The organism is Streptomyces sp. NPDC024698, from assembly GCF_055559015.1.
The window spans coordinates 66,392-87,012 of record NZ_JBVHLK010000016.1 but is presented as its reverse complement, the minus strand read 5'-3'; the positions used below and the strand labels follow the sequence as shown (position 1 = coordinate 87,012).

Sequence of the window (20,621 nt, the reverse complement as noted above, 5' to 3'; positions counted from 1 at the left end):
TGTTGAGCCCGCGGGCACCAATGCCTTCACCTGCCTTCCGGGGCTACTTCTTCGTGGTGCCGATGTTGAGGTAGTCGTACTGACCGCTGAAGGCGGCCGAGGAGACCAGGTTGGTCGCGTACTGCGGCCGGGCCAGCAGGACCTTGAAGTAGGTCAGCGGCACGAGGACGGCGTCGTCCATGGTCTTCTTGTCGATCTCGGTGTACAGGGCGTTGCGCGCGCTGTCGTCCTGCGTACCGATCGCCTTCTCCAGGAGGGAGTTGACGTCCTTGTTGTTGTACTGCGACAGGTTGGTGTTACCCGACTGACCGATCGCGGAGCCGTTCAGGATCTGCTGCTGGAAGCCGTAGCCGGAAGGCCAGTCGGCACCCCACTGCATCATGATCAGGCCGATGTTCTGCTTCTCGGTGAACTTCGGGACACCCGCGTAGTCGGTGAAGTACTTGCCCGACGGGTACTGCTTCAGGGTGGCGTTGATGCCCGCGGCCTTCAGCGAGTTGATGATCGCCGTGGCGGCGTCGATCTCCTGCGGGCGGTCGCTGCGCGCGGAGATGTTGGTGCTGATGCCCGACTTGCCGCACGCCTTGAGCTGGTCCTTGGCCTTGGCCGCGTCACCCTTGCTGCCGGCGGTCGCGTAGACGTCCGACTTGGCGTAGCCCGGGATGTCCGGGGGCAGAACCGTGGAGGCGATGTCGCCACGGATCGGGCCGCCCTCGGCGGTCTGCACCGAGACCTTGTCGATCGCGAACTGGACGGCCTTGCGGCACGCCACGTTGTCGAACGGCTTCACCTTGGTGTTGATCGCCATGTAGACGAGACGGCCACCGTAGGTGTTGTCGGTGTTGGCCTTCTTGGCGGAGTCGGTGAGGAGCTGCGCCTGGGTCGCGGCCTGGACACCGCCACCACCGAGGTCGATCGCGTCGCCCGCGAGGACGTCCTTGTCGATCGTCTCGGCGTTGACCTTCAGGTTGACGACGATCTTGTCCGGGTACTGCTTGCGCAGCGGGTCGGTCTTCGCGTCCCAGTTCTCGTTGCGCACGAGGACGGCCTGCTTGCCGTCGGAGTAGCTCTGGAACTTGTACGAGCCCGAGGACACGATGTTCTTGACGTAGTCGACGCCGTTGTCCTTGGCCTGCGGGACCGGAGCGGTCTGCGGCGCGGCGACGAGGTAGTCGAACTCCTGGAAGGCCGTCTTCAGGTGGAAGACGATCGTCGAGTCGTCGGGGGTCGCGATCGAGTCGAGGCCCTTGCCGCTCTTGTCCTTGTAGGGACCCTTGTACTTGTCGCCGCCCACGAGGAACTGCTGGAAGTAGTTCGGGCCGAGGGAGAGCACGTCACGCGCGAAGTTGGAGCGCTCGACCGCGTACTTGACGTCCTTGGACGTGATCGCGGTGCCGTCCTGGTACTTCACACCCGTACGCAGCTTGTACGTCCAGGTCTTGCCGCCGTCGCTCGGGACGCCCTTGCCGGCCGCGAGGTCCGGGACGAGGGTGTTGCCCTTCGAGCCGGCGCCGGGCTGGAACGTCATCAGCGGACGAGCGTACAGACGGCTCAGGTTGTACATGAACGCGTAGTACGTGTTACCCGGGTCGAAGGAGTCCGGCACGTCCGAGTACTCGTACGTGACCGTGCCCCCCTTCTTCGTGGAGGCGTTGACGACGTCCGTGGTCGCTGCGTTGGCACCGGCCGACTTCGTGGTGTCGTTGTTCTTGTTGTCATCGGCCTTGCTACAGCCTGCAACAAGCAGGCTCGCGGAGCCGATGGCCGCGATGGCGGCCAGCGTAGACCTACGCATGATGGGCGGGTTCCCCTCCATTGTCGGAAACTTGGTGGTCTCTCGGTGTGCGGCAGGCATCAGCGGCTGCGCGGGTCGAGAGCGTCGCGGAGACCGTCGCCCAGCAGGTTGAAGGCGAGGACGGTCACGAAGATGGCGAGGCCGGGCACGATCATGAACTGCGGGTCGACCTGGTAGTAGGTGACCGCTTCACGGAGCATGCCGCCCCAGGAGGCCTGCGGGGGCTGGATGCCGACCCCGAGGAAGCTGAGGGACGCCTCGAAGAGGATGTTGGTCGGGATGAGCAGCGTCGAGTAGACGATGATCGGGCCGACCAGGTTGGGCAGCAGCTCCCGGAAGACGATGTACGGGCCCTTGGCGCCCATGCCCCGGGAGGCGTCCACGAATTCCCGCTCACGCAGGGCGAGCGTCTGGCCCCGGACGATACGGCCGAGGTAGGGCCAGTTGAAGAAGCCGATCACGAAGATCAGCACGCTGAGGTGGAGCGGGAGCCCTTCGAGGCCGAACGCGCCGCCCTGGAGCGTGGCGGAGATGGCGATCGCGAAGAGCAGGAGGGGGAATGCGAGGAAGGTGTCCATCAGGCGGCTGATGATCGAGTCGACCCGTCCGCCGTAGAAGCCCGCGACGACACCCAGGATCGCGCCGATCACGTTCGACAGGATGGTGGCGCCGAAGGCGACCACCAGCGAGACCCAGGAGCCCTCCAGCACGCGGGTGGCGAGGTCACGGCCGAACTTCGGGTCGACACCGAGCGGGTGGTCCACGCTCATGCCGCCCATGCCGCCCGTGGGCAGGGAGGTGTTGGGGTCGATCAGGTCCTGGTGGAAGGCGTTGGGGTCCAGCCCCAGCATCGCCTGGACGGGCCGGGCGAGGATCGCCACGACGATGAGCAGAACGACGATGACACCGCCGGCGACCGCCACCTTGTCGCGCTTGAAGCGCGTCCAGGCGATCTGTCCCAGCGAACGGCCCTCGATCTGCCCCTTGCCGGCTCCGGCGAGCACAGCCTCTGGCTGCGCTTCCGTTGCCGTCGCGGTGGTCTCGATCGGTGCGGTCACAGTGACCCGACCCCTCTCGCCGGTGGTGACCGGCCTACGCCTGCCGCTGTCTGCGGCTTGGTTCACTTGCTCGCCGGGGGGTCGACCGCAGATGGTGCGGTCCGATGACCCGGCTGATGGTTCGACTTGCGCTCGCTCACAGGGTCGAAGGCCCCGTGCCTGTTGGGGGAGTCTTCAGTGCTGCCACGATCAGGTGCCAGGCCTCATGGGGAATGTATGCGCAACCGTGATGCTTGTTGAGGGATTCCGTTATCCGAACAGTGGGTAACAGGAGCCGGACGATTGCCAATTGACACCAGAGCGGCCAGACGGGTCTTACCGGTGCGAAATGCCGCTAAAACGGGACAACTGACACAAACGTCCGCTTCCCCGCAGGTCAGCAGCATGGAACGCACGACTCGTGAAGGCCGTGTGCAGGGTCATGATGCCAGCCGTTCTCGCACGGACATGCGAGAGGTCCGCGATTCGGGACGCTCTCAGTAGCCGCCGCGGGCCGGCGGATAGCCGTAGCCGCCCGCGGCCGGCGCCTGCGCCGGGGCCCCGTGCGCCTCGCGGTCGTAGAACGGACGCGCGTTCGCGCGCAGCCACATCGCCACCGGGTCGAACTCGTCCGACATCGCGACGGTGGAGACCGGCAGCCCGTCCGGGACGGCGCCGATCGACTGCTGCATCATCGCCCGCACCGAGTCGACGGCAGGCGGTGAAGTGTCGTACACGTCAAGGCCGATGGCCAGATAGGGCGTCCCGAAGGCGGGTTGGACCCAGGCGCGGCGCAACGACCGTACGGCCGGGGTCAGATGGGCGTTCTGCGTGATCAGGGCGTAGAACTGCGGGATCTCGATGGCGGGCTCGGACAGCCGGAGCGGGCCCGCGGGCTGGCGCTCCAGGCCCGTGGCGATCCGGCGCAGATCCAGCCAGGGCACACCGAGGCCGCCGCCGGGGGCGTGCGGGTTGAGCCAGAGCCCGAACTGGTCGGGATACAGGGTCCGGGCCACGTCGAGCGCGTCGACGACCTCGTAACTGCGGTTCCAGCCACTGGCCGAGAGCTCCTGGGCCGAGGTGACACAGGGCGCGTACCCGAAGCCGTCGACCGACATGTTCCCGTACTGGGCGTCCGGGGAGCCGGCCTGGCCGTGCCACAGGAGCATCCACACCTGGCCGGACGACGGGGTCGCGAGCGCGCGAAGGAGCGCCTCGTAGGCGTCGTAACGCCCGGGCGTCACCTGGCGCAGCATGTGCTCGACCTGCCCGGCCGCGGCCGTGCCCGACGCGCTCACCCTCAACCGCCCCTTCGCGAACATTTCACGACGAACTCATCCCTTACGCCCGAGGCACCGGTCGCCGATGTGCGTCAACGCCTCGTCCAGGCCATGAAACCAGCTTATGCGGCGAACGTGCTCCGCCGGGGGAAGCGGGAGAGAGCCGGTGGCCCCCCTGCGGGCCGGCCGGGCCCCCGACGCGGCGGGCCGGCGGCCCCGCCCGGCGCACTGCGGGCGGCCGCCGTTCAGTGACCGTGCTGGTAGAAGGGGCGCACCTGGGCCCGCATCCAGTCGCCGACCGGGTCCTGCGCCACGTCGAGCAGGACCAGGTTCACCAAGATGTTCACCGGGACCCGGCCGAGGGCCCGGCCCAGGGCGTCCAGCGGCAGGGCACGGGCGTCACCCTCCCACACCGCCAGCTCGACGCCGATGAACATGACCGGCTCGTCGCCCTCGATGCTGGCCAGACAGCGGCGGGCGCTCAGGACGACGCCGGTCGCGGCGAACTCCGCCGAGGCCGCGGCCAGGAAGTCCATCGGGTCGTCCTGCCAGTCGGGCTCGAAGAGCCGCACACGGCCCCCGCCGGCCGACCCGTCCAGTTCGGTCCGCCCGGCCCGGCACAGCTCGGCGACGGCCGGCGGCGGCAGCGGCACGCCGACCACGCCGTCCGGGTTCAGGGCGATGCCCACCTGCGGCGGGAGTCCGCGGGCGAACTCCACGGCGGGCGCGATCGTGAACGACATGTGGCTGCCGACGACCTGGCGGAACTGCTCCTCTGAGCTGAACACGGGGACGTACACCTGGCCCCCGAGGTCCATCGTGGGCAGATCCAGCGCGCCGCTCTGCGGGCCGCCGCCGTTGGGCAGCGGCACCCACACGAAGCTGCGGCCGAGCACCTCGACGATGCGAGCGGCCGCCGAGGGCCCCGCGGGCACACCGAGGGAGGAGGACAACACCTCCTCCAGTTCGTTGCCTGGCCAGCCTCCGTGCGGCTGGGGGTGCGCCTGTGCCGGGAAATCCATCTGTCCACCGCCCGCTTCGAACCACTGTTCCGGCTGGAAAGGTTAGGGCCTTTCCGGCGGATCGGGCCCATGGGCCCGATCCGCCGGTCAGTGGCCGAAGTCGATCCTGCGCAGCACGTCCGCCGCGTGCCGGTCGATCAGCACCGCCGAGCCGCATCCCGCGGGCAGGTCCCCCCGCTCGGCGGCGCGCAGCAGCCGGGCGACCGCGCCGCGATGACGGGCGAAGGCGTAGCGGGAGACGCCCCGGCCGCGCTCGCGCTGACCCTCCAGCGCGGTGCCCGGCGTGACGTCGAGCAGCAGCAGGTGCAGCGCGCCGCCGCGGCGCCGGGCCTCGCGGGCGAGCCAGCGGCGCACCCAGGCCTGCGTGCCGCAGTCGTGCACGACGAGTCCGCCGCCCGCGCGCAGGGCGCGGCGCAGGCCTGCGTAGTGCGCGAGGCGGACCAGGGGACGGTAGAGGGCGTACGGCAGGCGTCTGGCGATCCGGCCGTCCCAGCGGTCGCGGGTGTCCTGCGAGTCGACGCGCGTGCCCCGCACCGCGCGCCGCATCAGTGTCGACTTGCCGCTGCCGGGCAGTCCGGTGACGACGACGAGGTCGTGCGCCCCGAAGCGCAGCCCGTGCGGGCTGTGCCCGACCCGGTCGCGCAGATCCCGGACGACGGCCGCCGGACGCGGCCCGCCGGCCTTCCGGGCCGCGCCGGGCTGCTCGGGCAGGGCGAGACCCGAGGTCGTCACGTACGCCGTGGTCCTGTCCACCGTGGCCGTCCTCCCCTCGGACGTGGAGTCCCGTCTCCTCGGACAAGGAGTCCCGTCTCCATCGAGTGTAAAGAGAAGGTAATGCCCGGCGCTTCCTCTTTCCGTGCACGGACCGCAACAGCCGTGTCACGGATGGCGGGCTGCCGTGATCGGGGAACGCGTGCGATGATGGCCGCGCCAACTGCATACCGGCCGCTTGAATCCGCGCGGGAGAGTCCTGGGTACGTGTACCCGGGCGCCGAAGGAGCAAGTCCCTCCCTTGAATCTCTCAGGCCCCGTTACCGCGCGGGCGAGGCACATCTGAAAAGCGGGCCGCTCCGCGTGGCTCCACCCAAGGTGCAAGTCAGGACCACCGTTTCGCGGGGTCCCGATGAACCTCTCAGGTTCCGATGACAGATGGGGAGGAACGACCTCGCCGTCATGCCTTGGGAGCCAGACCGATGAGCAGCAACGCACCCCGCCACACCGCGCTCGATGCCCTGCATCGTTCGCTCGGCGCGACCATGACCGACTTCGCGGGCTGGGACATGCCCCTGCGCTACGGCTCGGAGCGCGACGAGCACGTCGCCGTCCGTACGAAGGCCGGCCTCTTCGACCTCTCCCACATGGGCGAGATCACCGTCACCGGCCCGCAGGCGGCGGCTCTCCTGAACCACGCGCTGGTCGGCAACATCGCCACCGTCGGCGTCGGCCGCGCCCGCTACACCATGATCTGCCAGGAGGACGGCGGCATCCTGGACGACCTGATCGTCTACCGCCTGGCCGAGCACGAATACATGGTCGTCGCCAACGCCTCCAACGCCCAGGTGGTGCTGGACGCGCTGACCGAGCGCGCCGCCGGTTTCGACGCCGTGGTGCGCGACGACCGTGACGCCTACGCGCTGATCGCCGTGCAGGGCCCCGAGTCCCCCGGCATCCTCAAGGCGGTCACCGACGCGGACCTGGACGGCCTGAAGTACTACGCGGGCCTGCCGGGCACGGTGGCCGGCGTCCCGGCCCTGATCGCCCGCACCGGCTACACCGGCGAGGACGGCTTCGAGCTGTTCGTCGCCCCCGCCGACGCCGAGAAGGTGTGGCAGGCGCTCACCGACGCGGGCACCCCGGCCGGTCTCGTCCCCTGCGGCCTGTCCTGCCGCGACACGCTGCGCCTGGAGGCCGGCATGCCGCTGTACGGGCACGAGCTGACCACCTCGCTGACCCCCTTCGAGGCCGGTCTCGGCCGGGTCGTGAAGTTCGAGAAGGACGGCGACTTCGTGGGGCGCGCGGCGCTCGAGGAGGCCGCCGCCCGCGCCGAGCAGAACCCGCCGCGCGTGCTCGTCGGTCTGATCGCCGAGGGCCGCCGGGTGCCGCGCGCCGGTTACCCGGTCGTCTCCGGCGGCGAGGTGATCGGCGAGATCACCTCCGGCGCCCCCTCCCCCACGCTGGGCAAGCCGATCGCCATGGCCTACGTCGACGCAGCGCACGCCGTGCCGGGCACCGCCGGTGTGGGCGTGGACATCCGGGGCAGCCACGAACCGTACGAGGTCGTGGCACTGCCGTTCTACAAGCGCCAGAAGTGACACCGGTCCGCACCGTCCGGGCATGACACCGATGCCCGCAGGGCGCCGGTACCGACGGGTGCCCCTCGCCGGGCCCCGGACGTGACCCTGGGCACATCGGCCCGGTCACTCTCGCTTCCCTCCATCAGCACTCCACCGCGTACAGGAGAATTCAGGCCATGAGCAACCCCCAGCAGCTGCGTTACAGCAAGGAGCACGAGTGGCTGTCCGTCGCCGAGGACGGCGTCGCGACGGTCGGCATCACCGAGTTCGCGGCCAGCGCGCTCGGCGATGTGGTCTACGCCCAGCTCCCGGAGGTCGGTGACACCGTGACCGCGGGCGAGTCCTGCGGCGAGCTGGAGTCGACCAAGTCGGTCAGCGACCTGTACTCCCCGGTGAACGGCGAGATCGTCGAGGCCAACCAGGACGTCGTCGACGACCCGGCCCTGGTCAACTCCGCTCCCTTCGAGGGCGGCTGGCTGTTCAAGGTGCGCGTCGCGGACGAGCCCGAGGACCTGATGTCCGCCGACGAGTACACCGCCTTCACGGCCGGCTGAGGAGTCACCCGCATGTCGCTTATGAACACCCCTCTCCACGAGCTCGACCCGGACATCGCCGCCGCCGTCGACGCCGAGCTGCACCGCCAGCAGTCCACCCTGGAGATGATCGCCTCGGAGAACTTCGCTCCGGTCGCGGTCATGGAGGCCCAGGGCTCGGTCCTGACCAACAAGTACGCCGAGGGCTACCCGGGCCGCCGCTACTACGGCGGCTGCGAGCACGTCGACGTGGCCGAGCAGATCGCCATCGACCGGGTCAAGGACCTGTTCGGCGCCGAGTACGCCAACGTGCAGCCCCACTCGGGCGCCTCCGCCAACCAGGCCGCGCTGTTCGCGCTGGCCAAGCCCGGCGACACCATCCTCGGCCTGGACCTGGCCCACGGCGGCCACCTGACCCACGGGATGCGGCTGAACTTCTCCGGCAAGCAGTTCGACGTGGTCGCGTACCACGTGGACGAGGCCGGACTGGTCGACATGGCCGAGGTCGAGCGGCTCGCCAAGGAGCACCGCCCGAAGGTGATCATCGCGGGCTGGTCGGCGTATCCGCGGCAGCTCGACTTCGCCGAGTTCCGCCGGATCGCGGACGAGGTCGAGGCCTTCCTGTGGGTCGACATGGCCCACTTCGCGGGTCTGGTCGCGGCGGGTCTGCACCCGAACCCGGTCCCGTTCGCGGACGTGGTCACCTCCACCACCCACAAGACGCTCGGCGGCCCGCGCGGCGGGATCATCCTGGCGAAGCAGAGCTTCGCCAAGAAGCTGAACTCCTCGGTCTTCCCCGGCTTCCAGGGCGGCCCCCTGGAGCACGTGATCGCCGCCAAGGCCGTCTCCTTCAAGGTCGCCGCCTCGGACGACTTCAAGGAGCGCCAGCAGCGCACGCTGGACGGCGCGCGCATCCTGGCCGAGCGTCTGGTCCAGGACGACGTGAAGGCCGTCGGCGTGGACGTCCTGTCCGGGGGCACGGACGTGCACCTGGTCCTGGTCGACCTGCGCGACTCCGAGCTGGACGGGCAGCAGGCCGAGGACCGCCTCCACGAGGTCGGCATCACGGTCAACCGCAACGCCATCCCGAACGACCCTCGCCCGCCGATGGTCACCTCGGGCCTGCGCATCGGCACGCCCGCCCTCGCCACCCGCGGCTTCACCGCCGAGGACTTCACCGAGGTCGCGGACATCATCGCCGAGACGCTGAAGCCGTCCTACGACACGGAGTCCCTGAAGGCCCGCGTGTCCGCTCTGGCCGACAAGCACCCCTTGTACCCCGGCCTGAACTAGTTCCGCAGGATTTCCATCCTGTCTTTTTCACCCGTACGGTCTGTATTCGTACGGACATCCGGGGCACCGCGCACACTGGAAGCAGAGCGCGGTGCCCCGTTCCATGCGGTCCCGCACCACCTCCGTCGGACAACGGCGTCCGGCGAAACCAGCAAGGAGTTCCCGTGGCCATCTCGGTCTTCGACCTGTTCTCGATCGGCATCGGCCCGTCAAGCTCCCACACGGTGGGTCCGATGCGCGCCGCGCGCATGTTCGCCCGGCGGCTGCGCAACGAGGACCTGCTGGCCCCCGTCGCGTCGATACGCGCCGAGCTGTACGGCTCGCTGGGCGCCACCGGCCACGGCCACGGCACCCCCAAGGCGGTGCTGCTGGGCCTGGAGGGCGCCTCGCCCCGGACGGTGGACGTGGAGGGCGCCGACGAGCGGGTCGAGCAGATCAGGACCTCGGGCCGGATCCGGCTGCTCGGCGAGCACGAGATCGGCTTCTCCTTCGACGACGACCTGGTGCTGCACCGCCGCAAGGCCCTGCCGTACCACGCCAACGGCATGACGATCTTCGCGTACGACGCCTCGGGCGAGCTCGTCCTGGAGAAGACGTACTACTCGGTGGGCGGCGGCTTCGTGGTCGACGACGACGCGGTCGGCGAGGACCGCATCAAGCTCGACGACACGGTCCTGAAGTACCCGTTCCGCACGGGCGACGAGCTGCTGCGGCTCACCAAGGAGACCGGCCTGTCGATCTCCGCCCTGATGCTGGAGAACGAGCGGGCCTGGCGCACCGAGGAGGAGATCCGCGAGGGACTCCTCGGGATCTGGCGTGTGATGCAGGCGTGCGTCTCGCGCGGCATGACCCGTGAGGGCATCCTGCCCGGCGGTCTCAAGGTCCGCCGCCGTGCCCCCCTCTCCGCCCGCCAGCTGCGCGCCGAGGGCGATCCGCTGGCGCACGCGATGGAGTGGATCACCCTCTACGCGATGGCGGTCAACGAGGAGAACGCGGCGGGCGGCCGGGTGGTCACCGCCCCCACCAACGGCGCGGCGGGCATCATCCCCGCGGTGCTGCACTACTACATCAACTTCGTGCCGGGCGCCGACGAGGACGGGGTCGTACGGTTCCTGCTCGCGGCCGGGGCGATCGGCATGCTGTTCAAGGAGAACGCCTCCATCTCGGGCGCCGAGGTCGGCTGCCAGGGCGAGGTCGGCTCGGCCTGCTCCATGGCGGCCGGCGCGCTCGCCGAGGTGCTGGGCGGCAGCCCGGAGCAGGTCGAGAACGCCGCCGAGATCGGCATGGAGCACAACCTCGGCCTGACCTGCGACCCGGTCGGCGGCCTGGTCCAGATCCCGTGCATCGAGCGCAACGGCATGGCCGCGGTGAAGGCCGTCACCGCGGCCCGGATGGCGATGCGTGGCGACGGCTCGCACCTGGTCTCCCTCGACAAGGTCATCAAGACCATGAAGGAGACCGGCGCCGACATGAGCGTCAAGTACAAGGAGACCGCGCGCGGCGGCCTCGCGGTGAACATCATCGAGTGCTAGGCCACGACCTAGGGGCACGGGCCCTGACCAGCGCGTTCGTATCTCTCGGCGCTGTCAGGGCCTTCCCTGACCACGCAGCGGGGATGCTGACCCCGTTCGGTTGCGCCACGGTGCGCCGAGGCGGGTGGCGTCAGCGCCAGGAGACGGGGCTGCGGTAGCCGGTCACGCGCTCCAGGCGGCGCCAGCGGGCCTGCGAGCGGCGGTCGCCATGGGCGAACCGCGGAGGGTCGGCGCGCTGAGCGGCGGTGCGGGCCGCCAGGACCGCGATCAGCGCGGCGAGCTCCTCGGGAGTGGGATCGCCGTGGATGATGCGGAGGTCCCCCTGGTCCATCTGCTGCCCCTTCGGCGCGCTCACTGGGGTGGGTTGCCGTGCTTGCGGGCGGGCAGGTCCGCGTGCTTGGTGCGAAGCATCCGCAGGGAGCGAATGAGCACCTCGCGGGTGGCGGCGGGGTCGATCACGTCATCGACCAGGCCGCGCTCGGCGGCGTAGTAGGGGTGCATCAGCTCGTCCTTGTACTGCCGCACCAGCTCCACGCGCCTGGCCTCCGGATCGTCCGCGGCGGCGATCTCGCGGCGGAAGACGACGCCCGCGGCACCCTCGGCGCCCATCACCGCGATCTCGTTGGTCGGCCAGGCGAACGCGAGGTCCGCGCCGACCGAGAGCGAGTCCATGACGATGTACGCGCCGCCGTACGCCTTGCGCAGCACGAGCGAGATCCGCGGCACGGTGGCGTTGCAGTACGCGTACAGCAGCTTGGCGCCGTGGCGGATGATGCCGCCGTGCTCCTGGTCCACGCCCGGCAGGAAGCCCGGCACGTCCAGCAGGGTGACCAGCGGGATGTTGAAGGCGTCGCAGAGCTGCACGAACCGCGCGGCCTTCTCCGAGGCGTGGATGTTCAGCACACCGGCCAGCGACTGCGGCTGGTTGGCGACGATGCCGACGACCTGCCCGTCCATGCGGGCGAGCGCGCAGATGACGTTGGTGGCCCAGCGCTCGTGGATCTCCATGAACTGGCCCTCGTCGGCCAGCTCCTCGATCACCTTGCGCATGTCGTAGGGGCGGTTGCCGTCGGCCGGGACCAGGTCGAGGAGCGCCTCGCAGCGGCGGCCGGCCGGGTCCTCGGTCGTCTCCGCCGGCGGGGTCTCGCGGTTGTTCTGCGGCAGCATCGACAGCAGGAACCGGACCTCCTCCAGGCAGGTCCGCTCGTCGTCGCAGGCGAAGTGCGCCACGCCGGAGACCTCGGCGTGCACGTCCGCGCCGCCCAGACCGTTCTGGGTGATCCGCTCGCCGGTGACGGCCTTGACCACGTCCGGTCCTGTGATGAACATCTGCGAGGTCTCACGGACCATGAACACGAAGTCGGTCAGCGCCGGCGAATAGGCGGCGCCGCCCGCGCACGGGCCGAGCATCACGGAGATCTGCGGGATCACACCCGAGGCGCGGGTGTTGCGCCGGAAGATGCCGCCGTAGCCGGCCAGCGCGGTGACGCCCTCCTGGATACGGGCGCCCGCGCCGTCGTTCAGGGAGACCAGCGGAGCACCGGCCGTGATGGCCATGTCCATGATCTTGTGGATCTTCGTGGCGTGGGCCTCGCCCAGCGCGCCGCCGAAGATACGGAAGTCGTGCGCGTACACGAACACCGTGCGGCCGTGGACGGTGCCCCAGCCGGTGATCACGCCGTCGGTGTACGGCTTCTTCGCCTCCAGGCCGAAACCGGTGGCACGGTGCCGGCGCAGCTGCTCGACCTCGTTGAACGAACCCTCGTCCAGCAGCAGCCCGATCCGCTCACGCGCGGTCAGTTTCCCCTTCGCGTGCTGCGCCTCCGTCGCCGCCGCACTCGGCCCCGCCAACACCTGCTCACGGATCGCGAGCAGCCCGGCCACGGCGGACATCACCTTCATCCCCTCACTGAGATCCGAACGGAGTCCGAGTCGGGCTTCCTTCGCTGAACTGCCGTCGAGTTCGGCGAAGGAAGCGGCGGTGACACGCGGGACGCGCCGCCCGGGGCCGGGCCCCGGAGCGGACATCGCGATTACTCGTGAAACTCCGAGAATTCACGAACAGTCGAGATTCGCGCATGACCGAGGTCAGCCGACCGGCGTCTCACTGTTCGCGATGAGCCGACGGTATTCCTTGGCGTTCAGCACGAGGTCCTCGTCCAGCGGGTCGAAGATCATGCCGTAGACGGAGTGGAATCCCTGATAGTCGAGCTGGCAGAACTCCAGCGTCTGGGAGACCGGGGCGAGGTACTGCTCGAGGGTCCGTCGGGCGAGGCCATCCGCGGCGTAGGTCTCCAGGGTGCTGCCGACCGTGACGGCCAGCCAGGCCTTCTTGCCCTGCAACGCGGAGGCGGAGCCGTCGAAGGTGAAGGCGAAACCGTGGACCAGCACCGCGTCGAACCAGGCCTTGAGCAGCGGAGTCACGCTGTACCAGTAGACCGGGAACTGGAGGACGACGGTGTCGTGCTCGCGCAGCAGCTCCTGCTCGCGTGCGGCGTCGATCTTGAAATCGGGGTAGGTCTCGTAGAGGTCGTGGACGGTGACGTTGTCCAGGTCCTTGATCCCGGCGAGCCAGGTGGCGTTGCCACGGGACTCCGCGAGGTTCGGGTGGGCGACAATGACGAGGGTGCGATTCGTGGTCACTGAATGTTCCATTTCTCGTGTAGGACGCGAACCCGTGTGCGCCCTCACTGTCAATGTTGGTGAGCGGGTCGGTCGTGTCCGCGGTCATGCGTTCCTCGCGATCGCTGTGAAAGGGCGATCGTTTCGGAACGAGCGGCTGTGCCTCTGTAAGTAAAGGCAGTCGGTGATCCGAGCGGTATTTGTCACGCGATATTGACGGACTCGTTCCACCGGCGACGGTCCGGGTGGTGGATATTCACGCGCACCCCCGACGACTCCGGGGCTTCGGTGCAGTCGGTGGGTCGGCCGGCGGGAAGGTGGCCCCGGTCAGGACCGCGCACGCGGCCGGGGCGGGGACGACGGCCGACGCAGGCAGGCACGGCCTTCCACGTGGATCACGGGGCGTGGAGACGTCCGTGATCCGGGAGACCGTGCCTGTCGTGCTTCCCGGCCCGCGCTGCCCGGCGGACCGTCATGAACCCGGACGCCGGCCGGCCTTGCCGGAGCCGTGCCGGGCGAGACGGCGCATGCGGCACAGGCGGGAGACCGAGTTCGGACCGACCTCACGTGTGCCGGTCGTCAGCCGCTCCGGGAAACGGCCCGCGGGGACTCACGGGGTGAGGAGTTCGCACTCCTTGATGACCAGCACTGTCCCGTCCTCGCTGAAGACCCGGACTTCTCCCTTGACGGTGACGGTGACACCCAGGGGGACGCTTCGCACGATCCGGAACGATTCCTTGATCCGGTGGTCGAACGGCAGCACGAAGATGGCGAGGTGGGGGCCTCCGACGGCATCCGACACTTCCACCACCGGCGTGCCGTACTGGCTTTCGCCCGTCCGGATCGAGATTCCTTCGAGAGTGAGGTATTTCCCGTAGTAGGCGCGTTCGGCGGCGGCGCGGTCCGCGGTGAACTCGTCGTGGAGGTCGCGAATGTTCATCGTTTGTCGCCTTCTCTGTGGTCGCGTGATCCTGCTGGTGTTGTTCGCGTTGTCGTCAATCGGTACCCACGGGGTCACCGCCCGATGGTGTCGAGTTCGGCGATCGCCTCGTCGGGCAGTTGCAGATCGGCCGCGGCGATGTTCTCCCGCAGGTGGGTGACGCTGGAGGTTCCGGGGATCAGCACCGTCGACGGCGAGCGCCGCAGCAGCCAGGCGAGCGCCACCTGCTGCTCGGAGGCGCCGAGGCGGCGGGCGACGTCGCGCAGGATCCGTGACCGCAGTGGGCTGAATCCGCCGCCGAGGGGGAAGAACGCGGCGTAGGCGATGTTCTCCGCGGCGCAGCGATCGACGAGGTCGTCGTCGGCGCGGTCGGCCAGGTTGTACTGGTTCTGCACGGTGACCACGGGAGCGATGGCCTGGGCCTCGGTGAGCTGGGCGTCGGTGATCCCGCTGAGGCCGAGGTGACGGATCAGGCCCTGCTCACGCAGGTCGGCCAAGGTGCCGAACGGCTCGGCGACGGAGGACCCGTCACCGCCGAACGCGGCCGTGCGCAGGTTGACCACGTCCAGGGTCTCCAGGCCGAGGTGCCGGAGATTCTCGTGGACCTGGGCGTTGAGGTCGGCGGGGTCCAGGGAGGTGATCCAGCCGCCGGTGGCACTGCGGCGGACGCCGACCTTGGTGACGATGTGCAGACCGTCCGGGTAGGGGTGCAGGGCCTCCTTGATCAGTTTGTTGACGACGGTCGGCCCGTAGAAGTCGCTGGTGTCGATGTGGGTGATGCCGAGCTCGACCGCCGCGCGCAGCACGGAGATCGCCCGGGTGCGGTCCTTGGGCGGTCCGAAGACACCGGGACCGGTCAGCTGCATCGCGCCGTATCCCATCCGCGTGATGCTCAGGTCGTCGGCGAGGGTTAACGTCTGCGGGGCGGGGATCATCCGAAGGCCTCTCGGGTCTGTTCGCGGAATCGTCGTGGACCGCTCTGCGCGTCCGGTGGGTACGTTTCCACGGGCGCGGCGGAGGCAGGGACGCGGTCGGGTGGCCAGGGGCGCGAGCCCCTGGCCACCCGGTGGAACGCGAGCGGTCCTCGACCATGCGTGAGGTCTTCGAGTTTTTCACGCATGGTCAGGCTGCTGCTCCGAGGCCGGTCCTCAGACCCCTCGGCTTCCGGCGGCCGCCTTGACGGAGTCGTCCTGCGGGGAAGTCCGGCGGACCGTCGCGAAGTTGAACGCCTTGTCGCGAATGGTGATGGTCCACGAGAGTCCGGACCTCTCGCCCACGGTGAGTCCCAGCACGATGAGCGGCATGTGCCACTCGTACTTCACGAGCGTGCCGTCGTCCGCCTGAACGTCCGAGCCGTCGTGCGCCGATACGTTGCCGTAGTTGTTGACGGCGAAGACGTCGGGCGTGGCGATCATCTTCCCGATGCGGGCGTGGCCGGCTTCGACGAAGTCTTCCCGCCGCTCGATACGGGACAGTGCGTCTATCTCGCGCTGCTCCTCGGCGCGGTAGTAGTCACGGATCTGGATTCCCGTGCTCTGCTCGATGACGCTTCGCGGCACCGTCAGAAACCGAAGTGTGTTGCCGAGGGGCAGCTTCGGCGAGTAGAGGCTGTTCTTGAGGACGAACATGTTCGCGCTGTCGCGGTCGAGGAAGTCGGTCCTCATCCGCTCCAGGAAGGAGCCGATCTTGACCGGCGCGTCAGAGCCTTCGGTGAAGGTGACGGGGAGTTCCTTGCTCGCGCCGGAGGGCGAGGTCTGAGCGGGCGGCAAGAAGGCTTCCAGCTCATCGGCCCGGATCTCCAGCTCCGCGAGACCTTCGGCGATCCGGAATCCGTCCTGCCGCGTCTTCAGGGTGCTCATCAGCGCCTGGTGGAATCGGAAGACCTTGTAGCCGTCCTGCAACGGGAACGGTATGCACGTGAAGATGCCCTGGAGGTGCGGGTCGGAGCGATAGGTCACGGAGGCGAGCAGAAAGCTGTCGTAGTAGCTTTCGTACTTTTCCGCAAGCAGCTCTTGGAATGACGAGAGGGGGAAGTCCTCAGGAGTGTCGAAGGTCAGCTCCACCAGGTGGCACTTGGAGAAGAGCGGGTTCCCCCGGAAGAAGTGCTTCATCGCCTCCTCGAACTCGGGGAGCTCGAAGGCCCTGTCGACCTTGTACGTGGAGAGCGATGGAAAGAACTGTGACGCGTCTATGAACGGGAACGTGGTCAGGGAGAGCCGAAGGATTTTGTCGGCGATGGAGAGGGGCATTTCGTTACCTCCATTAACTGGTGTGTGCTGCGGAGCGTCGCCGGCGATTGGCCGTGAAAACGCGCCACATGATGCCCGGGGTGCACACCGCTGTCGGCGGTTCGAGCAAGTACTGGACTTTCAGGAATCTCTCGGCCACGACCATGTCCGTCTCGGCCGCGGCGAGCACCTTGTCCATGTAGGAGTTGATGAGCCGCACGGGAAGCGGCCTCGGGCCTTCGATCTGAGGCAGGGCCAGGTCACTGCCGGTCGCCATCTTCCAGGCGACGCCGATGGGCTTGGCGGCCTTGCGGAAGAATCGTGGCCCGACCTGGTCCAGGTCGCCGCTCAGCGAGTCGCGCAGCGCCATCGCCTGGAGCGAGGCCACCGTCATCCCCTGGGCGTAGATGGGGTTGAAGCTGGAGATCGCGTCGCCCACCACCAGCAGCCTGCGCGGGAATCGGGTGAGCTTCTCGTAGCGGCGGCGCACGCTCGCCGGGAACCGGTGCGCGGATATCTCGCTGAGCGGCTCGGCGTCGCGGATCGCGGCGAAGACGTGTTCGGGAACCAGCGGCCTGGCGAACTCCACCCACCCGGCCGGGTCGGTCGGCGGGTGGTGGTCGCGGTATCCGATCAGCGTCAGGACCCAGCGACCGTCCTCTTCCTCCAGGAATTCCGCGCCCTTGGGGCTCCCCGGCGCGTGCCCGATGATCACGACCTTCTCACGGCCCATCGAACCCGGGGCCGGCCGCAGATACCGGCTGGTGTACATGATGTCGACGTCGATGCGCTCCTCGAGCGGCGGCTCGTATCCCATCTCGACCAGCCACTTGGTGGTCCGTCCGGACCGGCCGGTCGCGTCCACCACCAGATCGGCGGGGATGACGTCCTCTGAGCCGCTGCCCACGTACCTGACGCGCACACCGGTGACGGCGTCGTTGTCCGAGGTGGTCTCCAGGCCGGTGACCTGGCACTCGTCGATGACCTTGATCTTCGCGAGATCCCCGATGCGGGCGCGGAGCCTGCTCTCCAGATGCGGCCGGCTCGGCTGATAGGTGCGGGACAGATCGGCGTACTCGCCGTCCATGCACAGCAAGTGCCCGCCCAGGCTCATCCGCAGCTCGGCAGGTCCGTCGATGACGGGCGCGCCACCGTCGACGAAGTCGTCGAGTATCCCGGGGAACAGCTCCTCGAATATCTTCGCGCCCTTGGAGAGCAGGCCGTGAGCGTGACGGCCCTGCGGCACACCTCGCCGCTGAGTCCGCTGCCCCTCCGGCAGCTGGTCACGCTCCACCACCGTTACCCGGTCGAATGCCTCGGAGAGCACCCGGGCGGCAAGCAGACCCGAAATACTCGCTCCCAGCACCACCGCATGTTCACCGATACGCTTCACTGGAATTCCTTCTGGTTGGGCAAATGTCTTGTGTGGAGTACGTCATGCAAGATATGGGTGATCGCGGCCGATGCTCGGCGTTAGATTCCCGCATCCTTCGCCATGGAAATCATCGAAGTGTGCGGTGCGCACCGCGAACATAGGTGCCCGATAGGTTTGGCCACCGTGCAGGGCGCGGTATTGGCTTGTTCGTTCCATCGAGCGCGGCTCGCGTGGCCGAAATTCACGTCGGAGGCGAGGCTTCAGCGCGTCGGCGGTCAGGCAGGCGTCACCTGTCCGGCCACCGGTGCCGAACCGGAGCTCCTGTCCCCTCTATAGGGGGGCGCGGGCTCCCTATAGAGGGGACAGGAGTGCGGGCCGGCGGGCGGGCCGACTCCCGGGCGGACGGTTGGCCGGCCGGCCCGCCGCGGACGGGACCCCGGCCGCGGACGGACGTCGTCGACCAGGGCGAGTGCCCGGGTCACGTCGGGGACGTCGCCGCCGGGCGTGATCACTTTCAGCGGGGTGCCGCTGCCGTCGCGGATCAGGTGATGTCCGGTGGACCTCGTCGAACACTCCCGCTTCCGCCCACCGGCGCAGCCGGCGTCGGAGGAATCGTCACGCCGGACACGGCCCGACAGCCCGCGGCCACAAGATCGTTTACGAGTCCTCGGGCGAAAACGCACCCGCCGTGGAGCAGATCCCTCAGACGGTGATTCCGGCTGGAATTTTTCGGTCAGACAGCGGTGATCGGCTTCCCGAACCAGCCAGGGTATGAACAAGATTTCGCCTACTCGCCGTGCGCGAGAGGGGGGTTCAACAGAAATCTCATGAACCGATGCATGACTGTGCTCTTTCGGCGTCGTCATGTCTGGTCGTGTCTGCCCTTGTGCGCGCGGTGCCTTCCGCTTTACTTCGGCACTACAGGAAGAGCCAATGGCCGACATCACCGGCACCACTGAAATCACCGATACGCTGTCGAGTTCCCGCGGCGAAGCGGAACTGCGAGCGAGCAACCGGGCGATCGTGAAGCAGTACATGAATACCCGCGGGGAGGATCGCCTGCGCCGTCACCTTCTGTTCACCGAAGACGGCTCCGGTGGTCTCTGGACCACCGAAACCGGGCAGCCGATCGTCATCACGGGCAGGGACCGACTGGGTGACCACGGCCAATGGTCACTCAAGTGCTTCCCCGACTGGGCCTGGACGAACATCGAGATCTTCGACACGCAGGACCCCAACCAGTTCTGGGTCGAATGCGACGGCGAGGGGACCATCCGCTTCGCCGACTATCCCGACGGCCACTACACCAATCACTTCCTGCACTCCTTCCTGTTCGAGAACGGGAAGATCAAGCGCCAGCGCGAGTTCATGAACCCCTGCCAGCAGTTCAGGGCTCTGGGCATCCCCGTCCCTCAGGTCAAGCGGGCCGACATACCGACCTGAACGCCGTTCGCCGGGCGGCTTCTTACCCATCAATGGAGAAGGTCGTTATGGGAAACATCCTTGCCGACATCGACAGAGCCCAGGCGCGCCATCAGCCCGAATGGGACAATCCCTCACAGGTCGAGCTCGTACGAGCGATGCTGTCGTCCGTCACCCCGCTGGTGACCGCGGCGCAGGTAGAGAACCTCCGCTCCCACCTGGCCCGCGTCGCCATCGGCGAGATGCACGTGCTCCAGGCCGGGGACTGTGCGGAGGACCCGGCCGAGTGCACCGCCGGGCACATCCGAGGCAAGACCGGACTCATCGATCTGCTCGCCCAGAACCTGGAGAACGCCACCGGCAAGCAGACGCTGCGGGTCGGGCGGATCGCGGGGCAGTTCTGCAAGCCCCGCTCCAGCCAGGTCGAGAAGCTCGGCGACGACGAACTGCCGTCCTTCTTCGGGCACATGATCAACGGGCCGGAGCCCACCCACGAGAGCAGGCGCCCCGATCCGCTGCGCATGCTCACGGGCTACATGGCGGCGCGGGAGATCACGACGCGGCTCGGGTGGGTCGGCTCGGCACCCCGGCCCGACGGGTCCGTCGTCTGGACCAGCCATGAAGCGCTGCTCCTGGACTACGAGATGTCGATGCTCCGGGAGCTCGACGGCGGCCGGTACCTGCTCGGCTCCACCCACTGGCCGTGGATCGGCGAGCGGACCCGGCAGATCGACGGCCCGCACGTCGCGCTGCTCGCCCAGGTGGCCAACCCGGTCGCCTGCAAGGTCGGCCCGTCGATGACCGCCGGCGAGATCGTCGAACTGTGCGACCGGTTGGACCCGGAGCGGGAGCCTGGCCGGCTCTCCCTCATCGTGCGCATGGGCGCCGACCTCGTCGCCGACAGGCTGCCCCGGCTCGTCGAGGCGGTGCAGTCGGCCGGGCACCCGGTGGTCTGGCTCAGCGACCCGATGCACGGGAACACCGATTGCGCGGCCGACGGCACCAAATACCGGCTCGTGGAGACCGTCGCCCGGGAAGTCCGCGGCTTCCGGCGGGTCCTGGACCTGGCGGGACTCCCTGCCGGGGGGCTTCACCTCGAAGCGACCCCCGACGACGTGACCGAGTGCGTGCTGGACACGGCCGAGCTGGGGTCGGGCCCCGTCACCAGCCTGTGCGATCCGCGGCTCAACACCCCCCAGGCCATCAAGGTGGTCGCGGCGTGGTCCGAGTACTGAGATTCCTAGAGAG

The 20,621-nt window shown here is 68.6% G+C and carries 18 protein-coding genes and 2 riboswitches; of the genes, 6 read left to right on the top strand and 12 right to left on the bottom strand.

The window, feature by feature from the left end; translation table 11 throughout:
• Positions 1 to 43: 43 nt before the first annotated feature.
• The 5 genes from ACZ4AA_RS28370 to ACZ4AA_RS28350 form a co-directional block, all read right to left on the bottom strand.
• A complete protein-coding gene (locus ACZ4AA_RS28370; protein ID WP_467609035.1) occupies positions 44 to 1,795 on the bottom strand; it encodes an ABC transporter substrate-binding protein in 1,752 nt (583 codons plus the stop codon).
• 59 nt (positions 1,796 to 1,854) lie between these two features.
• Positions 1,855 to 2,853 (bottom strand): ABC transporter permease, encoded by a 999-nt coding sequence (locus ACZ4AA_RS28365; RefSeq protein WP_385400240.1) that lies wholly within the window; start codon positions 2,851 to 2,853, stop codon positions 1,855 to 1,857.
• A 476-nt stretch (positions 2,854 to 3,329) separates the two neighbouring features.
• Complete coding sequence (locus tag ACZ4AA_RS28360; protein ID WP_467609033.1) at positions 3,330 to 4,130, bottom strand: enhanced serine sensitivity protein SseB C-terminal domain-containing protein; 801 nt, start codon at positions 4,128 to 4,130, stop codon at positions 3,330 to 3,332.
• Positions 4,131 to 4,357: 227 nt separating this feature from the next.
• On the bottom strand, positions 4,358 to 5,134 hold the full coding sequence (locus ACZ4AA_RS28355) for an enhanced serine sensitivity protein SseB (RefSeq protein WP_467609031.1): 777 nt from the start codon (positions 5,132 to 5,134) through the stop codon (positions 4,358 to 4,360).
• A gap of 87 nt (positions 5,135 to 5,221) precedes the next feature.
• On the bottom strand, positions 5,222 to 5,887 hold the full coding sequence (locus tag ACZ4AA_RS28350) for an AAA family ATPase (RefSeq protein ID WP_467609029.1): 666 nt from the start codon (positions 5,885 to 5,887) through the stop codon (positions 5,222 to 5,224).
• A gap of 197 nt (positions 5,888 to 6,084) precedes the next feature.
• A riboswitch (glycine riboswitch) is annotated at positions 6,085 to 6,181 on the top strand.
• A riboswitch (glycine riboswitch) is annotated at positions 6,182 to 6,293 on the top strand.
• 34 nt (positions 6,294 to 6,327) lie between these two features.
• Here ACZ4AA_RS28350 and gcvT point away from each other — a divergent pair.
• From gcvT to ACZ4AA_RS28330, 4 genes are all read left to right on the top strand, one after another.
• Positions 6,328 to 7,446: a glycine cleavage system aminomethyltransferase GcvT gene (gcvT, locus tag ACZ4AA_RS28345; RefSeq protein WP_467609027.1), complete on the top strand. Its 1,119-nt coding sequence runs from the start codon at positions 6,328 to 6,330 to the stop codon at positions 7,444 to 7,446.
• A 158-nt stretch (positions 7,447 to 7,604) separates the two neighbouring features.
• Positions 7,605 to 7,982: a glycine cleavage system protein GcvH gene (gcvH, locus tag ACZ4AA_RS28340; protein ID WP_467609025.1), complete on the top strand. Its 378-nt coding sequence runs from the start codon at positions 7,605 to 7,607 to the stop codon at positions 7,980 to 7,982.
• Positions 7,983 to 7,994: 12 nt separating this feature from the next.
• Positions 7,995 to 9,254 (top strand): serine hydroxymethyltransferase, encoded by a 1,260-nt coding sequence (locus ACZ4AA_RS28335; protein ID WP_467609023.1) that lies wholly within the window; start codon positions 7,995 to 7,997, stop codon positions 9,252 to 9,254.
• Positions 9,255 to 9,418: 164 nt separating this feature from the next.
• Complete coding sequence (locus ACZ4AA_RS28330; RefSeq protein WP_467609021.1) at positions 9,419 to 10,786, top strand: L-serine ammonia-lyase; 1,368 nt, start codon at positions 9,419 to 9,421, stop codon at positions 10,784 to 10,786.
• A 130-nt stretch (positions 10,787 to 10,916) separates the two neighbouring features.
• On the opposite strand, the gene ACZ4AA_RS28325 is transcribed toward ACZ4AA_RS28330, so the two are convergent.
• From ACZ4AA_RS28325 to ACZ4AA_RS28295, 7 genes are all read right to left on the bottom strand, one after another.
• On the bottom strand, positions 10,917 to 11,117 hold the full coding sequence (locus tag ACZ4AA_RS28325; RefSeq protein ID WP_467609019.1) for an acyl-CoA carboxylase epsilon subunit: 201 nt from the start codon (positions 11,115 to 11,117) through the stop codon (positions 10,917 to 10,919).
• Between the two features lie 20 nt (positions 11,118 to 11,137).
• Positions 11,138 to 12,688, bottom strand: a complete 1,551-nt coding sequence (locus tag ACZ4AA_RS28320; RefSeq protein WP_467609017.1) for an acyl-CoA carboxylase subunit beta — start codon at positions 12,686 to 12,688, stop codon at positions 11,138 to 11,140.
• A 186-nt stretch (positions 12,689 to 12,874) separates the two neighbouring features.
• The gene (locus ACZ4AA_RS28315) at positions 12,875 to 13,429 is read right to left on the bottom strand and encodes an NAD(P)H-dependent oxidoreductase (RefSeq protein WP_467609015.1); all 555 of its coding nucleotides are present in this window, start codon (positions 13,427 to 13,429) and stop codon (positions 12,875 to 12,877) included.
• 589 nt (positions 13,430 to 14,018) lie between these two features.
• Positions 14,019 to 14,426: an OB-fold protein gene (locus tag ACZ4AA_RS28310; protein ID WP_467609013.1), complete on the bottom strand. Its 408-nt coding sequence runs from the start codon at positions 14,424 to 14,426 to the stop codon at positions 14,019 to 14,021.
• The gene (locus ACZ4AA_RS28305) at positions 14,423 to 15,283 is read right to left on the bottom strand and encodes an oxidoreductase (protein ID WP_467609011.1); all 861 of its coding nucleotides are present in this window, start codon (positions 15,281 to 15,283) and stop codon (positions 14,423 to 14,425) included. The genes ACZ4AA_RS28310 and ACZ4AA_RS28305 overlap by 4 nt, the downstream gene beginning before the upstream one ends.
• 213 nt (positions 15,284 to 15,496) lie before the next feature.
• Entirely contained in the window at positions 15,497 to 16,597 is a 1,101-nt protein-coding gene (locus tag ACZ4AA_RS28300) for a hypothetical protein (RefSeq protein ID WP_467609009.1), read from the bottom strand.
• A gap of 13 nt (positions 16,598 to 16,610) precedes the next feature.
• On the bottom strand, positions 16,611 to 17,969 hold the full coding sequence (locus tag ACZ4AA_RS28295; protein WP_467609007.1) for an FAD-dependent oxidoreductase: 1,359 nt from the start codon (positions 17,967 to 17,969) through the stop codon (positions 16,611 to 16,613).
• Between the two features lie 915 nt (positions 17,970 to 18,884).
• Between ACZ4AA_RS28295 and ACZ4AA_RS28290 the strand changes: the two genes are divergently transcribed.
• Both ACZ4AA_RS28290 and ACZ4AA_RS28285 read left to right on the top strand, forming a co-directional pair.
• Positions 18,885 to 19,394 carry a PhzA/PhzB family protein gene (locus tag ACZ4AA_RS28290; protein ID WP_467609005.1) on the top strand — a complete coding sequence of 170 codons (510 nt, stop codon included), beginning with the start codon at positions 18,885 to 18,887 and terminating at the stop codon, positions 19,392 to 19,394.
• Positions 19,395 to 19,441: 47 nt separating this feature from the next.
• Positions 19,442 to 20,608: a 3-deoxy-7-phosphoheptulonate synthase gene (locus ACZ4AA_RS28285; protein WP_467609003.1), complete on the top strand. Its 1,167-nt coding sequence runs from the start codon at positions 19,442 to 19,444 to the stop codon at positions 20,606 to 20,608.
• Positions 20,609 to 20,621 lie beyond the last annotated feature (13 nt).

Coding starts and splice junctions, on each gene's coding strand:
- ACZ4AA_RS28370 (WP_467609035.1), bottom strand. CDS start 1,795: ATGCGTAGGTCTACGCTGGCCGCCATCGCGGCCATCGGCTCCGCGAGC.
- ACZ4AA_RS28355 (WP_467609031.1), bottom strand. CDS start 5,134: ATGGATTTCCCGGCACAGGCGCACCCCCAGCCGCACGGAGGCTGGCCA.
- gcvT (WP_467609027.1), top strand. CDS start 6,328: ATGAGCAGCAACGCACCCCGCCACACCGCGCTCGATGCCCTGCATCGT.
- gcvH (WP_467609025.1), top strand. CDS start 7,605: ATGAGCAACCCCCAGCAGCTGCGTTACAGCAAGGAGCACGAGTGGCTG.
- ACZ4AA_RS28335 (WP_467609023.1), top strand. CDS start 7,995: ATGTCGCTTATGAACACCCCTCTCCACGAGCTCGACCCGGACATCGCC.
- ACZ4AA_RS28325 (WP_467609019.1), bottom strand. CDS start 11,117: ATGGACCAGGGGGACCTCCGCATCATCCACGGCGATCCCACTCCCGAG.
- ACZ4AA_RS28320 (WP_467609017.1), bottom strand. CDS start 12,688: ATGAAGGTGATGTCCGCCGTGGCCGGGCTGCTCGCGATCCGTGAGCAG.
- ACZ4AA_RS28305 (WP_467609011.1), bottom strand. CDS start 15,283: ATGATCCCCGCCCCGCAGACGTTAACCCTCGCCGACGACCTGAGCATC.
- ACZ4AA_RS28300 (WP_467609009.1), bottom strand. CDS start 16,597: ATGCCCCTCTCCATCGCCGACAAAATCCTTCGGCTCTCCCTGACCACG.
- ACZ4AA_RS28290 (WP_467609005.1), top strand. CDS start 18,885: ATGGCCGACATCACCGGCACCACTGAAATCACCGATACGCTGTCGAGT.
- ACZ4AA_RS28285 (WP_467609003.1), top strand. CDS start 19,442: ATGGGAAACATCCTTGCCGACATCGACAGAGCCCAGGCGCGCCATCAG.